At 56.0% G+C, this 16,139-nt stretch carries 12 protein-coding genes; 2 read left to right on the forward strand and 10 right to left on the reverse strand.

Features of this window, described 5'->3' with window-relative positions:
• Positions 1-6: 6 nt before the first annotated feature.
• From DSM25558_RS14530 to DSM25558_RS29355, 6 genes are all read right to left on the reverse strand, one after another.
• Positions 7-1,236 (reverse strand): phospholipase D family protein, encoded by a 1,230-nt coding sequence (locus DSM25558_RS14530; RefSeq protein ID WP_159442501.1) that lies wholly within the window; start codon positions 1,234-1,236, stop codon positions 7-9.
• A gap of 486 nt (positions 1,237-1,722) precedes the next feature.
• Positions 1,723-3,315: a phospholipase D-like domain-containing protein gene (locus DSM25558_RS14535; protein ID WP_244554198.1), complete on the reverse strand. Its 1,593-nt coding sequence runs from the start codon at positions 3,313-3,315 to the stop codon at positions 1,723-1,725.
• A gap of 206 nt (positions 3,316-3,521) precedes the next feature.
• Positions 3,522-7,259, reverse strand: coding sequence for an AAA domain-containing protein (locus DSM25558_RS14540; protein ID WP_244554199.1), 3,738 nt, complete (start codon positions 7,257-7,259; stop codon positions 3,522-3,524).
• 70 nt (positions 7,260-7,329) lie between these two features.
• Positions 7,330-7,671 carry a topoisomerase DNA-binding C4 zinc finger domain-containing protein gene (locus DSM25558_RS29350; RefSeq protein WP_244554200.1) on the reverse strand — a complete coding sequence of 114 codons (342 nt, stop codon included), beginning with the start codon at positions 7,669-7,671 and terminating at the stop codon, positions 7,330-7,332.
• 46 nt (positions 7,672-7,717) lie between these two features.
• Positions 7,718-9,997 carry a UvrD-helicase domain-containing protein gene (locus DSM25558_RS14545; protein WP_244554201.1) on the reverse strand — a complete coding sequence of 760 codons (2,280 nt, stop codon included), beginning with the start codon at positions 9,995-9,997 and terminating at the stop codon, positions 7,718-7,720.
• 94 nt (positions 9,998-10,091) lie between these two features.
• On the reverse strand, positions 10,092-11,477 hold the full coding sequence (locus tag DSM25558_RS29355) for a hypothetical protein (protein WP_077105463.1): 1,386 nt from the start codon (positions 11,475-11,477) through the stop codon (positions 10,092-10,094).
• Positions 11,478-11,649: 172 nt separating this feature from the next.
• Between DSM25558_RS29355 and DSM25558_RS28855 the strand changes: the two genes are divergently transcribed.
• Positions 11,650-11,787 carry a hypothetical protein gene (locus DSM25558_RS28855; RefSeq protein WP_159442502.1) on the forward strand — a complete coding sequence of 46 codons (138 nt, stop codon included), beginning with the start codon at positions 11,650-11,652 and terminating at the stop codon, positions 11,785-11,787.
• A gap of 129 nt (positions 11,788-11,916) precedes the next feature.
• Here DSM25558_RS28855 and DSM25558_RS27755 read toward each other — a convergent pair.
• From DSM25558_RS27755 to DSM25558_RS14570, 3 genes are all read right to left on the reverse strand, one after another.
• Positions 11,917-12,863, reverse strand: a protein-coding gene (locus DSM25558_RS27755) for an IS630 family transposase (protein ID WP_200800757.1) whose coding sequence is annotated in 2 segments (ribosomal slippage) — positions 11,917-12,524 and positions 12,524-12,863 — 948 coding nt in all. Because the reading frame shifts where the segments join, the coding sequence is not laid out codon by codon here.
• Between the two features lie 240 nt (positions 12,864-13,103).
• A complete protein-coding gene (locus DSM25558_RS14565) occupies positions 13,104-13,724 on the reverse strand; it encodes a hypothetical protein (RefSeq protein WP_077105465.1) in 621 nt (206 codons plus the stop codon).
• A 190-nt stretch (positions 13,725-13,914) separates the two neighbouring features.
• On the reverse strand, positions 13,915-14,385 hold the full coding sequence (locus tag DSM25558_RS14570) for an Lrp/AsnC family transcriptional regulator (protein WP_077105466.1): 471 nt from the start codon (positions 14,383-14,385) through the stop codon (positions 13,915-13,917).
• A gap of 130 nt (positions 14,386-14,515) precedes the next feature.
• On the opposite strand from DSM25558_RS14570, the gene DSM25558_RS14575 reads away from it, so the two are divergent.
• Complete coding sequence (locus DSM25558_RS14575) at positions 14,516-15,760, forward strand: argininosuccinate synthase (protein WP_077105475.1); 1,245 nt, start codon at positions 14,516-14,518, stop codon at positions 15,758-15,760.
• Between the two features lie 152 nt (positions 15,761-15,912).
• Here DSM25558_RS14575 and DSM25558_RS14580 read toward each other — a convergent pair.
• Positions 15,913-16,139, reverse strand: a 227-nt coding sequence (locus tag DSM25558_RS14580) for a LysR substrate-binding domain-containing protein (RefSeq protein WP_244554202.1), incomplete at its 5' end; no start/stop codon positions are given.

Genomic DNA, 16,139 nt, shown 5'->3' on the forward strand with positions numbered 1-16,139 from the left:
GCTTGTTCAGGCCCCCTTCACGTCGAAACCAAGATAGCGCAAAGCCTTCGCCATCCTTCCGTTCATCGGCGGGCACTCGTCCGGCTTCACGGTGCCATAGAGTTCCAGCGCGGAAAAATAGCCGAACCGTCCCAATCGGCGCGACGGATGGTAGAGAATGTCATGGAAACGCTCGATGAAGTCCCCTGGCCCATGGATGAGATAGTTCAGCGACGATCGAACGTGGTCTAACCGGTCTTCGTTGCGTGCCCAGAACTCTCCGGGCAGGTTCTTTTGACCGCCCTTTACGAAACGCAGCTGCTCGGAAAATGCGTGCAGAGACAGGAGACCCTGCGTGATTTCGTCCTTGCTTGCTGCTTTGAGAGACTCGGCTGTCCCGAATGTATGAGCGACTGTATCGAGCCAATCGGTGAAGTTCTCGGGAACCAGATTGTTCTTTGCCCTGATCCATTCCTTCCCAAGTGACAAGATAAGTGTTTTGCGATCCTCGACTCCGCGCAGCGGTGCTGACTGCCACGCCTCGTCTCCGATGACGTGAGAGAGCCGGACGAAATTGAGGAATCGATTGGCTTCATTGGCAAGCCCTATCGCGTCGAGTTCAGGTCGGCGCAGTCCATTTGAAGCGAGGAGTGCAGCCACTTCCGTAAAGGCCGGCCGGTACTGTTCATAGATCTCGCGCTGCAGCGTTTGGAGGAACACACGCTCCTTAGGTTTCGCGGTGCTGGCGACATTGATGTTCGGTGGCTCAGCCTTGCCAACGGCGTCTTCGATCTCTCGGTCCGGATTGAGCATGCGTTTGCGTATAGTGTTAGTCGCGTTGACGAAGGCGGTTAGCTTCGGTTGAGTCAAAACCTGCCCTGCCTCCCAGAGCTCGACGAACAGGGTCCTGATTTCTTCGATTGAATCCGCATCCTCCTCCCGGTCCAAGCAGATGACCGCTTCACGATTTGCGCGAAATCCTCCATCCGTGAGGTTGGACGAGCCCAACAGCGCGGCATCGTCGAACACAAAAATCTTTGCATGAAACCGCCGCGTCAGGTATCGGACGGTCAGCCCAGGAACCCCGAAAACTGTTTTTAAGGCCTCAGGGCTCGTCGCCGAGTTCAGGCCGACGAGAAGCCGCACCTGTTTACCGGCCTGGGCGGCCGCCAATATTCCCTGTGCTTCGGTAAAGTAGGGTGCCGCCAACTGCACGGACGACGAGGCTCCGATCAGTTTAGAAAAAGGATTGAACACGAAATCTTTTCCCGGACCATTTGAGAATATTCGACTCATCTACCCCCCAAGCTGCTTGCGTCGGCAAATGCAACCATAACGAAAGGGCGGTCAGACAGGAAACCCTATTCGTGAGAATGTACGGCGTTACGATGCCCGCTTGGCGCTCACGGGCGAAATTTTCGGAGTCAGGCCATTCTTTTGAAGAAGGAGTGGGCGGTGTCTTTGCCTTTGACTTCAACGCAGGCCGGTCACAGCCACCCCGCGCGACATTCAGGAAGTTCGGCTTCACTTTGCGTAACAAAGGTCATGTTTGGTTCCCGAATCGGGCATTCATTGGTTTGCCGTTTGGTTACCTACCTGTCCCTTGCATTTGAATCTCTGCCTACTCTTTGTTCTTCTTTTCAGCGCATCGCCGCAAGAGGCAACGACCTGGCTGTGCCAGGCTATTTGGCAATCTGCCCGGACGGCCACTAAAGGAGGCGGTGCTGCCGTTCCGATACAGCGTCAGTCCGACACCGCCTCAGTAGACGCAGAAGCGCCCTCTTTTAACATTGGGAAAATCCCTTCAAGCTGATTGCATACGGCCGCCGCTATTCCTTCTGATCGGATTTGGACGCCGATTTCACCCCAGGGGAAATCTGGATCCGCAGAAGCCGACGCCCAATTGAGGCTTGTAACAGCAATTTCGTCGTCGTCGACCGCGACGAATTTACCGTGCAGTGGTATCTTCTTTGTCCGCACGAGCCTCACTCCAGCCTCGGCCGATTGCTCCGCCAGCGCTCTGGCGTGGCGATTCTTCACGGGGCCTGTCGTCGTGGAATAGAGAACCGTCGCCGGGACATGTGCGGAAGCAGCGACTTCGCCTTGAATGAGCGCCCCAGGGCGGGCCGTGGTGCCGAGGCGGTTGCTCCCGACAACAAATCGTCGTTTGGCCGCCCCGCTTGCGACCCGCATAAAGCGGTCATGCTCCTCACCGATAAGCACGCGTACGCGATCAATGCCCTTTCCGCTTGGCATCCGTCTAAGATCGATTGCGGTTATCGCCATCTCTGTGGCCAGATCATCATATAATCCTCGTCTTCCAACGAGATGCCGCAACGCTTCCGCCACGTCCGCTACAGCGTGTTGGTCGCGCAACAAAGCTGTCAGCTCAACGCTCTGGAATGGGGAGGAAAGCCAGTTGCACGAACTGACGCCACCAATCCAGCCATCGTGAAGCGTATCGGCAAGGATGAGCTTTGCATGCGATCCGGTCGAGCGTAAATGAATAGTACACCGGCCGCGTAAATCTCGGTCGTTGCGGATCATTTTCGCTATCGTGAGGGCAGCGCGATAGTTTTTCTGCTCTGTGTCATCATCCCGTTCGGCACCCCACAGGAAGTCGAAGCGCACCCCTCTCACACATGCTGCCCGAATGGGCTCACTCATAACTTCGAAGCGCTTCGCGTCCAGAAAGGTCGAATGGATGACTACTCTTCTATGAGCCCGTTGAAGAATCCCCTCGAAACATTCCCGTTGTTGAGATCCGCCAATGATGATGTCGGAATGATCGAAGGAGCAAGGATGCTCGTCGGCCAGAGCTTCGTCCTCCTCGCGCGGTCCGGCATATGAAACCGACATCGTTTTCGTACCTGTAGGCAAGGCGCAGGCTTCGTCCACGAGCGCTTTCAGCTTGGGGCCGGTGGTGTCCGGCAGCCCTCGGGGAGCGCCATCGATCACTTTGACGATCATGAACTCATTATCGTGCAATGTTGCAGTACGCCCGTCAACCAACGCAATCCGCTCGTCCCACCCTCGGGTGGCTATATCTGCCAACCGGTTCAGGTTGGCGGAATGCGACATTGGGGGCAAACCGCCGCTCACATTTAACTGCCGAATTTCTGCGCCACCGCGTCTTTCCTGATCCAGCTTATAGGGTGACATTAGGGTGATCTGAGACGTCGGGAAAAACTCGCCGGTCGCCCATTCGATGACAAATCCCACTCGCTTGGAGAACCGTTTCGGAAAATATGGCAATGCATCGCCCCCGGTAACGATCCTTAGTCCGTAGGCGCTGGCCTTGAATGACGCACCATTTTCGGAAACGAGCGCCTCCACAAGCCGGAACTGCATAAGTCGTGCCAGAGCTCCAACGACAATTTGATGGGGCAGGTCAGCCTGCTCTTTTAGCCAGGCAATCGTCCGGCCCTGCCGAGCGACGGCCCACAAAAGGGCCTCCTCGACAACGCTCCATGAGCGGCCACGATCAATCTCTACCTTGCATCCGACGCGGAAGATCGGGATCGCGATGAGGACTGTCATCTTTAATCTTTCAATCGATCCGGCTTGATGAAAGTGGCCAAAGGCATACCGTTCCGCTCGCTTTTCGCCAGGTCCCGCAAAGTTGTCATCATCAAAGTCAGAAAGGAGAGGTCGTGCTCATCATCGTCGGGGTTCACGCCATCAACTGCCTCTTCCAGAAATTTTGTACTCCCAACGATGATGAGCTGAGACTTCGCTCGGCTGATCGCGACATTCATTCGGCGTGGATCCCTGAGAAACCCGAGCGCGCCACTACCCGTGCGCGGATTATTTCTCACGAGGGAAAGGACGACCACATCCGCTTCATTGCCCTGGAACGAATCGATCGTGCCAACGAAAGAACCATCGGTCCGCACCGATCTGAACTCAGCGAGGTGGGTCAACGATCTTTTCATCTCCAGCTTGAGGCGGCTGCTTATCTTGTCAACCTGCGCTTTGTAGGGCGTGAGCACAGCGAGCGTCGGCGCGGTCTTTGAATCCGCACTTCGCAAAAGCCTCAACGCATCCATGACAGAATCGACCTCAGAGGGATTGTGCCAACGAGGGCGGCCACGCTCGATGCTTTGGGCCTGCTTCGTCGCACTTACGTGGGGAAAGTCGATTACCACGATCGGGGACTTCGGTAGAGGTGCTTGCTGGGCAAGTGGACTCTCGCCCGCCTCGGCTCTCGCCTGGCGTCCCTGTTCGGTCAATAGAGTTCCATGATAAAACGTCTTCGACACGAGAGAGGCTATCGCAGGGTCCATTCGCCGTTGCTCGGTCAGGGTCGATGAGACGGCCCTGTGATTTTCGTTCGTGCTTGAACGGTCTTCGTCATCATTCACGAACGTCCTGAAGGGCTGCAGCAGTCGCAGTGCGATGCGCGCTATAAAGCTAAGTCGGGCAGGATCCGATGTGATTTCCGTGATGCCGTCGATCTCGCCATCTCTCAGAAGCGGGCCAACGAGTGTCGGAACCAGTGCAAGCGCCTCGGCGGTAAGATCGTGATCCTTGAGGATCTTCACCAAACGGTCAGCTTCGAAAGGGGGAAGCTGGTTATGATCGCCGATCAGCAGGCGACGGCCCGAGAGCATCAAAGGACCGATCAATTCGGGACCAGTTGCCTTTGCTGCCTCTTCGATGATGACCCAATCAAACTGCTCTCGGTCTTCGACCAGCCTTTCGATATCAGGGGAGTTGGCCGTTGAAATGACGATGTTGGCTGAATCCAGCATAAGGCTGGACAGCGCGCCAATCCCGGACCTTTGCTCGCGATCGACCAGGTGTTTTTCATTCACCGGACGTTCGTTTGCGTCGCAGAGATCGGTAATGCGCGTTTGCATCGAGATTGGCAGATTCTGTCGCAGCGAGCTTTTCTTCAGTCGCCTGAGAATGTCACCGCTCATGGCATGGACGTCTTCTTTCGTGACAGGTCCGCGTTTTTCAGACGTGGTCGTCGAGCGAACGACGAGTAGGTCACGAATGCCTTCTGCGTCTAAGGTTTCTTGAACTTTTGATTGCAGGTGGTCCAGTGCATCATGGCCCTGAGCGCTAATCAGAAGGCGCGTGGATTGCTCCCGAGCAAATTTCCTCCGGACGATTTCGGTAGCCAGCTTTGTTTTTCCAACCCCCGGAGGGCCGACGACAAAAAAAGAGGGGAGGGTGGACCAAAGTGCGATCAGTGCGTTACGCTTCGGTTGGTCGAGATCAAGGAATGCTTCATCCGATTGGTCATCTTCCGAAAGTATATCTCGGCCCGATCGGCGAACCCGCCATGGGTCTGCCAACATTTCAGCTAGATCAACACGGGTGCTCAGTGCTTTGATGTTCCGCAACCGGCGCCCGATAGCGTGTTCGGTCCCGAGATCGCGTGCCGGCCGTAGAAAAAAAGGGCCTTCGCCAGGCAGCGGCTCATCGAGTTCAAACTCGTAGCAGCGCAGCCCCCTATGGTCGCCAACATCAACGAAGGCTGCAGCAACGTCACTGTTTCCACTGCCGCCCAAGCTTGCCGATTGGCTGATCAGCCACTTTGCTTCGGACTCCCGTTGCTCTTCCTCAAAAAGGCGTTTCAGGGACTTATTGCCTTCGGACAGCCCAATACGCTTTGCTATCCTGTCCCTATCGCTATGTGGGTCGGCTCGCAGCAGCACCGTTAGGCGCCCGTGTCGACGACCCTGATCGAGGATTTCAATCGGGTAAACTTCGAGGCCCTTCACCACACCCTCCAACGTCTGAAGTAGTATCAGCGCGCTGGTCACGGTTTCGAGCTCTGTGTCAGGCGCCTTGTCAGAGGGCCTTCCGGCAAACACGCTCCAGTCGATCATGTCAGGACCGAGCCTGGAAATCGTCTCCTGCGTATCCCTTGACCCACCCGTCACCACGATCGGCTGCAAGAGTTGATGGTCGAGACTGTCACCGATCGAAAAAGAACCGTCGCGGTGTTGAACCGAGAAGCAGGTCGCCACGCTCCAGGTTGTGTTGCCTTCAAGCGTCGATGCCTTGATCCGGTAGACCTGGGATTTTCCGACGATGCGCATCGTGCCTGACCCGCCATCGAAATCACGCGCCACGATCAGGCGTGGGGCGTCTTCGAGATCCGCGCGGACCCATTCCAGTTGCAATCGGTGTTCGTCAATGGCGATGTTGCCGTTGGTGATGTCGTAAATCGCGTTTCCAAGGTTCGCTCTGCGCTCGAAGGTTAATACGAATGCCCCGGCGCTCTTTTGCGCGGTTTGGGCGAGTGTGGCTACGATATCATCTATCGCTTCAAGAATTGCGGCCGGGTCAAGTTGATCCATTCTTCCTGGAGCCACGAGGCGCCGGATCAGTAATCGCTCCGAGATATCGAGCGCGATGAATGGTTCGGCCGCTTTGTCAGATACGACTTCGCCCGACGTCCTGACCGTTGCGTTGAGAAAGTTTGCGGTCGTGAGGCCGAGCGCCCGCCAGTCTCCGTCGAAAGAATAGGGCCCCGCGCGCATATCATGGGCCCTATCTCCCACAGAAGCATTCATCGCCTCGGGCTGGTGAGCGTTCAGCCAGAGGCTCCATTCGAAGCCGGTAAGAAGAAAATCCGGTTTTTCACCACCTTCTGTGAGGATGTTCTCCGCAGATACGCGACCGTGCACCAACCCTTGCGCATGGACAATAGCCAGCGCTTGTACAATTCTGCGAACGTTTCGCCAAAAGAGCGAGCGCAGCTGGGAACCTTGAAGATTGCGCAGCCAGTGACCCCGAGACGCTTTCTTTCGCTTCTCGGAAAGTGGGTGGCCGAGACGATCGAGCACGATACCGAAGTAGCGGTCGTCTTCGACGAATTCCAGGAGATCGACAATGACCTCTTGCGCACCCGCATATGACATCAGGCGTTGCACCTGGCGCATCTCATGGAGCCACAGAGACCTTAGATCATCATCGACCGAACTTCCGGTCTTCTCCCACAGCTTCAATGTCCGTTCAACGCCTGAAGCCCGTTCTTCAATATCGTAAATCGAAGCTCGCAAACTGCCTTTGTGTCCCGCATCAATTGCGTCACCAACGAAATCAAACCGCTCTTCCAATGGCGGTCGTCGGTTAGCTCTTTCTTTCGAACTACGTTTCATGAAAAGCCGTTGCGAGTTTGGGTTCCAAGCCGGAACTTCAAGATCTACGCGACAGATGGGAATGTCGACAGTAGGCCCGAACCATACACAACTTAATCTCGCTGTTTGGGGTTGATTTCTCATCCTTGGATTGAAGCGATCCTTGATCGATGAATGCACTATCGGGTCCGCATCATGCTTGAACCTCGGTCGTCGCGGAGCATTGGCCGCCAAAGGCAAGGGCCCTGATCTAGACCGATGACTGCGTATGTTTGCAGGTCGGATACTGGTTGCATCCCCAAAATCGGCTATCGTTGCGACCACTCCTTTCGACTAACTGACCGACACGGCATGTCGGACACTGATTTAGCGCACCACCTTCGACGGTCTCGAAACGCAGATCGTCGCCGGCAATTTCTGAGAGTTCGCGTATGTACCTGGACGGCTCGCGGCTGTTCGTGAGCAGGAACACGCCACGGCTCGCGCGGGTCAATGCGACGTAGAAAAGGCGACGTTCTTCGGCAAACTCAAATGTCTCCGGGCGGGGCATGACGAGATTGAGCAATTCATCGTCCTCGATCCGGCTCGGCACACCGTAATCGCCCTCACTAACATCGAGCAGGACGGTATAGTCTGCCTCAAGCCCCCTTGGCGCGATGGAACGACTGGCCAGAAACCTCGATATGCTCGAATTTTGGCGGCGCCCCTCTGAACGGATCGAGCTGATTGTAGCGCCAGAGCACCATGACTTTCAGCTTTTGGCGTTCATCGTTCCGCCACTGTGTTGATATCCCGCCAAGGAAGGTATCGAGGCGCTTCAGCAATCGGAGACATGCATCCCCGAAATCTGGCTTGTGGCCCCCACCCTCGATCGGAATGACCCGGATCGATCGTGGGATGGCCGGTCGCGTCGAACGTACCGACTTCTTGAGCTGGATCGGATTGCGCTGCACGAAGTTTGCGGCTGTCTCAGCGATCAGCTCGTTGCAGCGGTACGTCTGCTCCAGACGACCTTGCCAGCTTGCTCCGAAATTCGCGTCGAAATGCGTGAAGATGGTTATGTCCGAACCGGCAAAGCGATAGATCGACTGCCAGTCGTCGCCGACGGCAAAGATCTTGGTAAACGGCTTCTGGTGTTTCAGCGCCTTGATCAGGTTCGCGCGAGGCTCGGAAATATCCTGAAACTCGTCGACAAGGATCAGGGAGTAGGGGCTCTGATACCGTCCTGTCTCCACGAGCCGGGTTGCATTGGCGATCATCGAGTCGAAGTCGATGCGGTGATCTTCTTCCAGCTTCCGGGAATAGGTTTCGGTGATCTTCCAGACGATCTCCGCAAATTCTCTGGCGCGGGGACGATCGTGAAGCGATTTGGCGCGCTTGAACAGCATGTCCAGAGTCAGGTGGCTGGCCCGGATGTGTTTGATGCAAACCGCAATCAGCTTGTGATAGTGTTTGATGACAACTGGCTCGAGAGCCTTGACGATTGCCGTGTAGCTTTTTCGTTCAAACGGAATGCCTCGTCTCGTGATCTCGGCTTCGAGGGCTGTGGTCAGCAATCCATTGCCCGCTTGCGCCGACGTCGTCTGAAACACGTCCATCCCGGCCTTTCGGTAGGCAGCCATCTTGTTTTCGGCATGGGTGACATAGTTTTCGAACGGGGAGGAACCGCCGGCATTGATGGCCAGATGCTCATGGATGGTGTTGCTGGCGGGATAATGGAAGTCCGGATGCACGTAGCGGATCTCACCGTTATCCTCTTCGATCGGGATCTGGCGTTCGTACTCGAACTCAACGGAGTTCAGCCAGAGCCAGTTGACGATTGTCTGTTCCTGAAGCGACTTTACATGGACGCCTGCCATCGTGCCGACAGTCGCATTGCCGTTCCGGCGGCGCGCTGAAAGGTAGCGTTCGTAGTCAGCCTTGGAATCGAACACCTCTGCCGGAATATCCGCCTTGGGATGAAGGACGAGGAGATTGACCCACAGGCCCGCGAATTCCGGATCCGAACTTACAAGCTCACTAATGATCTGTTCGATGACCTTCGCTTCGCCTGCCGGATGGTCGACCCAGTCGGCAAGCTGAGGCGGGCAGCCTTCGACCTCTTCGATAATTCCGCGACCGAGCGCATGAAACGTGGTCACTTTGCATTCAAGATTTGTGGGATCGACCGCCAGCTGCCGCGCTATCCGCTCCTTCAGCTCGTCGGCCGCGCTCTTGTTGAAGGCGAGCACGAGAATTTCTTCCGGGCGACAGAGCTGCTTGTCGAGGACATAGGCGACCTTGCCGACCATGGTGGCGGACTTGCCTGAGCCGGCGGAGGCAACGAGAAGATTGTTGTCCTCCAGTCGAATGCAAGCCTCGCGTTGCTGATCTGACAATGATCGGCCATCCAGATCGTCGAAGAACGATCGATATCTCGACAGCTCGGTTAAAACGAATGCGTCATTATATCTGTGGCGCACATCCGGATCGGTGATGAGTGCGAGCGATCGGGGAAGCGCCGCTTTCAGGGTGGCCGGCATCAATTCCGGATCGAACAGAGGGTGCGAAAGTGCGGCGGCGGCTTCATCATCCACACCGGCAATCGCCCGCGCGAGGTCGGCATGGGCGAGATAATGGCGTTGACCCTCAACGATTCCTTGCAGTTTCACATCCACTTCGTTCAGACGCTTGGGGTTGGAGGCGACCAGGTGAAAGAGGTGGCGGTTGATGAAGCTATAGAGATCAGCGGCCAGCCGGATTGCTGCCTCTTCGCCAAGACAGGAAAGGCTGTAGACCTGATTGCGAGACCGGACTTCGACTGAATGCCAAAGCAACGCCTTCCCGACGGAAATGGCTACCACGTCCAGGCAAGCAAGATTGTGGGCGCCGTTCAGATCGATTTGCACCGTCGCCGGCAACGACGAGCGCAGCACCACCTTCCATTTCCCCTGGGGAAGAAGGCGCGCAAAGAATCCAGGTCGATATGTTCGAACGTGATCAAACATCAGAGCTCACGTGCTTCCAGAAAGTTCAGTCCGGTAGCCATGCGCAATCGCTCCAGTGTCGTTCATACCGCTTCGCGAATTCAATCATCTCCCGAACGTTGGCAATGGGCGTCTGGCAAGCCCGGGCGCAGGTGGTGACCACGTCGCGGTAAAAGGCCGGCGACACTGGTCGGATGCCTTCGTAGTTCATCATCAGATCGGGAAGCCGTTCCGTAATTGTTTCTCCACGAGGGGCCATGACGAGAGTCGGGGGTGTGCTATGCGCATTAATCAACACGTACCTCCAGCTCGGGTCGGCCTGTCCCTGAGCCGGAACAAGTTCGCAAGGGCAAGCATCACCACCTCCGGAAATCTCCTGGTAGATCGCTTCGATCGCCTGGGCTTTCCTTGCGATCAGGACGTAAGGCCCCGCAGGCGTGTAACCGCCCATCCGCTCGTCGTACTCGATACCCAGCAGACGCCCCAGGTCGTTGCGGGCTGACCTGTCGAGGCCGGCACGTTCCGAGGTAAACCATTGGAGTTGCCGCAGAGTAATCCCGGCCGCAGCCGCGACCTCTTTCGGAGGATTGGGCCAGCAGGCTACCAGGTTCTTGGCGACTTCCGCCGTGTTGTCGTGCTCTTCATAAACCGCGATCTCGTCATCATCATCGATGTCTTCCGATGGATCCTCTCCCAGAAGCAGCCAGGTTCGTCCGCTCATACCGTCATGGCGAAAATAACGCGGCTGATCGGGTGGGAGAGAGGTCTCCCAGGATGACAGCCATGGTCCCGCTTCCCATTCGAGGTCTGCGAGTGGCACGGATGGCGGTTGTCGCATTGGCAATTCCAGCCACTGCTCGATCTTCTCCTCGAGTTTTCGGTTGCTGAGCCCTAGAGGTCCGCGGCTCGCTCTCCAATCGTGGTCGTCATGTGCATCGAGACAGAGGCCTTCGACAGAAGCTATCAGAGACAGATCAACCGGATCGTGTTTCTTCAATAGCCATCCAGAAGCATCCTGAGCTGAGCGTAGCGAGGCAGGCACTGTCTTATCCTTGGCGTCGGCCACCTCAAGACGCACGCCGATCCTTGCAAGATCTGCCGCCAGCAACGGATCGGCCTGTGCCAGATAGCGATTCACACGGAGAATATCTGGCATGCCGCGCAAACCCTCCGCGTTTTTCCACGCCTTCAGCAGCACATCGCGCAAAGATCTGCGTTGCCTTATGGTGGAAAATGTCAGCCAACGGATCGGCAGACCGGCGACCGTGAGGCCGTAGAGTAGAATGGGAGTCAAACCATATCGCTCCGCATCCGTCAGTTTTATCGGATCGCGAACAGCCACAATGCCGTGCTGAGAATGGTGGAAAAGGAACTTGGCGGTCGAAGCGTAAAAGTGATGTTCCCGGTTTGGCTGTTGTGCCTGACTGTCCATGGACGCTCTCAAAGGTATGAAATCAATATTCAGTATCCTACGATTTCGATGTCATGCTCCAAAGCACTTACTTGTTCTAATAAGTAAAAACTGTAGCTCCCCAGGCCGAAACGACCGGACCGGGGTGGTCGCTGCTTGCGCTGGACGACGCTGCAATCGGACTTGGGCTGGAATGACCTCGCAACTCGACAATGCCGGTTTCGATCGTCCGTTTGGCGAAGCGTTCGAGGCGCGTGCCGCAATGGACTTCGAGGTCTTCAAGGCGATTGCGGATCAGGAAGGCCAGTCTGGTCGCCAACTAGCTGTATGATACGTCGCGGTGAACGTTCGGGTTGGCAATCTCTAGATCTGAGAATGAATGACATTTAGCGGAACGCGGCGCAGCTGCGACGGGAGTCGCTCCGTCTTGATATTCCAGTGTTTTTAGAGCGTTTCCCTATCATGTTGGATCATATCCGCAGGAATTGAAGTAGTTCTGAGCTTCTTGCGGTTCGACCATATCAATCAGCTTGCCGATGCGATCCCATAGTCCGGTGACGGTTCTCTCCGCAGCTTTTCGTAGGAGAGCCTTGAGCTTGGAGAAGGCCTTCTCAATTGGGTTGAAGTCCGGGCTGTAGGGCGGAAGAAACATCATTGTCGCGCCGACCGCCTCGATCAGTTCCCTTGCTGCCGGTCGTTTGTGGCTGGACAGATTGTCGAGGATGACAACGTCCCCTGGTTTCAATGTCGGAACCAGAACCTGAGCCACATACGCCTCGAACCACTCACCGTTGATCGGTCCGTCTATGACAAGTGGCGCGACCATTCCCGTGTTGCGGAGGCCCGCAACCAATGTGGTCGTCTTGCGATGACCGTGAGGGAAACCCATCCGCAACCGCTCGCCCTTGCGGCATCGCCCGTGAGTACGAGCCATATTGGTCGCGGTCCAGGTTTCGTCGATGAACACGAGCCGCTCTGGATCGAGATCGAGTTGCGCCTCGAACCAGCATTGCCGCTTTTCCAGCACGTCCGGACGGCTTTGCTCTACCGCATGGCCAGTCTTTTTTTGCGCGTTTGTTCATGCCGGACAAGAAAGCGATGCAGCGCCGACTTGCTGATGGAAATGCCTTGATCACCCAAGGCTTTGCGAAGCTCGAAAAGGGTGCCGTCCCGGTGCTCGACGAGCCAGATCATGATCAGATCGGCATGCGCTTCTGTCTTGTGGGAATTGCGGTCGCCGCCGAGTGGACCGGGTCGAACATTTCCCTGCTGGATTTGCAAGTGACGCCAACGGCTCACGCTGGCTGCGCTCACGCCGAAACGCTCGGCAGCCTCTCTATGCGATGCGCCGCCGTTCACGGCAGCGAGCACACGTATGCGAAGATCAACGGAAAGGGCTCTCGACATATCTGCCGACCTCCATCGGCAGATGGTTTGAATCAGAAGGAGACTGATTTGCAAAGCAATCCGATTCAATCAGTCAGGGAAACGCTCTAGGCGTGTTGAATTCGGAGAGATGGAATGCTGGTTCGAGTCCTTTCAAGGCGAAGCACCCTCGAGCGATCCGCACTAAGGTCCTGATCTATATATGATAAAGGACATTATCATATATAGATTGTCCTGCAATGCACCCGGCGTGCAAACGGCCTAAGGCCTCTGCTCGGCCCGAGGCAACAGCCCGATGAACCTGTCGAACAGCGTTAGATCGTAGCGATGGGGGCTTGCCGTCATCTCGATTGGTGGAAGTGTTTGCGGCAGATCCCAAACCAGCTTCCCGGGCATTACCTCCGCAATTGTCACGTACCATCGCGTCAGGGAGCTGTGCAACTGAAGATGCAGGTCGAAATTCGGCCTCGGCCTGGCGGTGTCGCGATCCCGCTGCTGTTGCGCGACCTGCGAGTCTATTCTCTTGAACAAGTAGCGATCGGCAAAACCCAGTCGGCGATTTTGGATCGCTTCGCGGGCAAACTCCAAGTTGGCAAGCCACTCGGCCTCGGGCGCCTCACTGATCTGCCACAGAGCCCAGGAGAAATGCAGTTTCAGAGGATCTGTGTCGCAAACGGCAACACCTGTGGCCTGCTCCATCGCAAGAGCGTCGGACCACCGCTTGGAATTCCATTCCGTCCAAAGGCGGGCAGCCTCGATCGGGTCCGCATGACGGTCTGGACGTTTTTCAGGGTAGCTTTCCTTGATCAAGTTTTGCGAGGCGTGTTGACGGCACCAGGTCGTCTTGCCAGCCGCGCTGATCCCTTCCACAACGATGATCATGCTGACTTTGCCCCTGCCGGAAATATGTAATAAAAAGTCCGAAGGTTTTGTCGCAGAAATGCGCGTTCTGCAACGTCGCAAAACTCAGGCGCGAAATCGAAACTTTAATCGGGAGTTTCGCGAATGCTTGCTGCGCCTCATTTTCATCCCCCTGCACGCAACGATCTCCTCGATGCCTCCTGCACCGATATTAGAGTGTCAGCGGCAACTCGAAACTTCGCTTTAGGGTTTCCATTGGAACGTCCGTTTTGACGTTCAGCACGCTTGGGATACGCGTTAGGTGGTCGGCCTGAAAGCGCCAATAGCTATGTAGGTCGGCGGTAACGATCCGCAGGATGGCATCGCATTCTCCGGTGGTCAGGTAGCATTCCATGACTTCCGGTAGGCGCCTGACAGCTTCTGCAAATTGGAGTGTGACCTGTGCATCCTGCGTTTTGAACCAGACGCGGGCAAACACCGTCAGACCTGCACCCACTTTGGCCGGATCAAGAACGGCCACGTAGCGATCAATAATACCCGCCTCTTCCAAAAGCCGAACGCGGCGTAAGCATGGCGAAGGAGAGAGCCCGACTTCTTTCGCCAAGTCGATGTTGGAAATGCGTCCATCCCGCTGAAGTACCTTCAGGATACGTCGATCTATCGCGTCTAAAGAAAATGACATAATATAGCTCCGCTTCATCAATCTACGGCATAATATGCCAAACTATCCGGCATTCTTGAACTCTTTGCAATCTCATTGCGTGTGGATTGGCCTATCGTTTTGCATATTCAATATGGAGGCGAGGGTGATGATGAAAAAGACCGACAAGATCGTGCTGTCCTACTCGGGAGGTCTCGACACCTCCATCATTCTCAAGTGGCTTCAGGAGACGTATCGTTGCGAGGTGGTTACCTTCACGGCGGATCTCGGCCAGGGCGAGGAGCTGGAACCAGTGCGCGAAAAGGCCGAGAGGCTTGGAGTCGAAGATATCCGTATTGTCGACGTTCGTGAGGAATTCGTTCGTGACTTCGTCTTTCCGATGTTTCGGGCCAATACGCTCTATGAGGGTCAATATCTGCTTGGTTCTTCTATTGCGCGGCCGCTGATCGCCAAACATCTCGTTCACATTGCGAGAGAGGTTGGCGCCGACGCTATCGCCCATGGTGCCACCGGTAAGGGCAATGATCAGGTTCGGTTCGAACTGGCAGCCAATGCACTCAATCCGTCGATCAAAATTATCGCTCCCTGGCGCGAGTGGAATATTCAATCGCGCACGCAGCTGATCGAGTATGCCGAAAAGCACCAGATCGCTATTCCGAAGGACAAGCGCGGAGAAGCTCCTTTCTCCATCGATGCGAACCTCCTGCATACATCGACGGAAGGTAAGATCCTGGAGGACCCGTCCGAGATCGCACCACCCTATGTCTATCAGCGAACAGTCGATCCCCTACATGCTCCGAACGAGCCTGAGACCATCGTCGTCGGCTTTGAGAAAGGTGATGCAATCTCCGTGAATGGCATCACCCTGACGCCTGCTGCACTTCTGACACAACTGAACAGCCTAGGCGGCAAGCATGGGATCGGTAGGATTGATCTGGTTGAGAACCGGTTCTTCGGCATGAAATCCCGTGGGATCTATGAGACGCCCGGCGGCACGATCTTGCTTGCTGCTCATCGTGGGATTGAATCGATCACACTTGATCGCGCGGCGGCTCATCTAAAGGACGAGCTCATGCCACGCTACGCCGCACTCATCTATAGCGGCTTTTGGTTTTCCCCGGAGCGAGAAATGCTGCAAGCTTTGATCGATCAGAGCCAAACCTATGTCAGCGGCGAGGTCACGCTCAGGCTCTACAAGGGCTCAGCAAATGTGATCGCTCGCACCTCGCCCGGATCGCTCTATTCGATGGATCTCGTCACCTTCGAAGAGGGATCGGGCACATACGACCATCATGATGCCGAAGGCTTCATCAAGCTCAACGGTCTGCGTCTGAAAAGCTGGGCAGCCCGCAACGGTCAAGCGCGGCGGGTCTTTCACGGGTCGGAGATTGTATAGGGTGCGGCAAGCTCCAACTTCGTCGCAAAAATCCTACTTTTGCAGCGCTGCAAAAGTCAGCTTATCATGTCGAGCAAATGTCGGGACATCTGCGACAACCGCTATGTGCTCCTTCTGACCGCAGTCGAAGACATAGCCTCTACCGTTCCCTCTCAGAGACATGAAGAGCGAATGCCGTTGATAAACCCCCGCATCACGGGCCGCATCAGCTTGCGGCTGGGATAGTAAAGGAAGAACCCGGAAAACGGCTCGCACCAGTCTTCCAAGACGCGCACAAGCGCGCCGGACTGGATGCTATCGAGCACCTGCCTTTCGAACGCATAGGCGAGGCCGGCCCCTCCCAGCGCGGCCTCGATGATCAACCGGTCGTCGTTCAAAG

It is taken from the genome of Agrobacterium sp. DSM 25558 (assembly GCF_900100825.1).
GTDB lineage: Bacteria > Pseudomonadota > Alphaproteobacteria > Rhizobiales > Rhizobiaceae > Agrobacterium.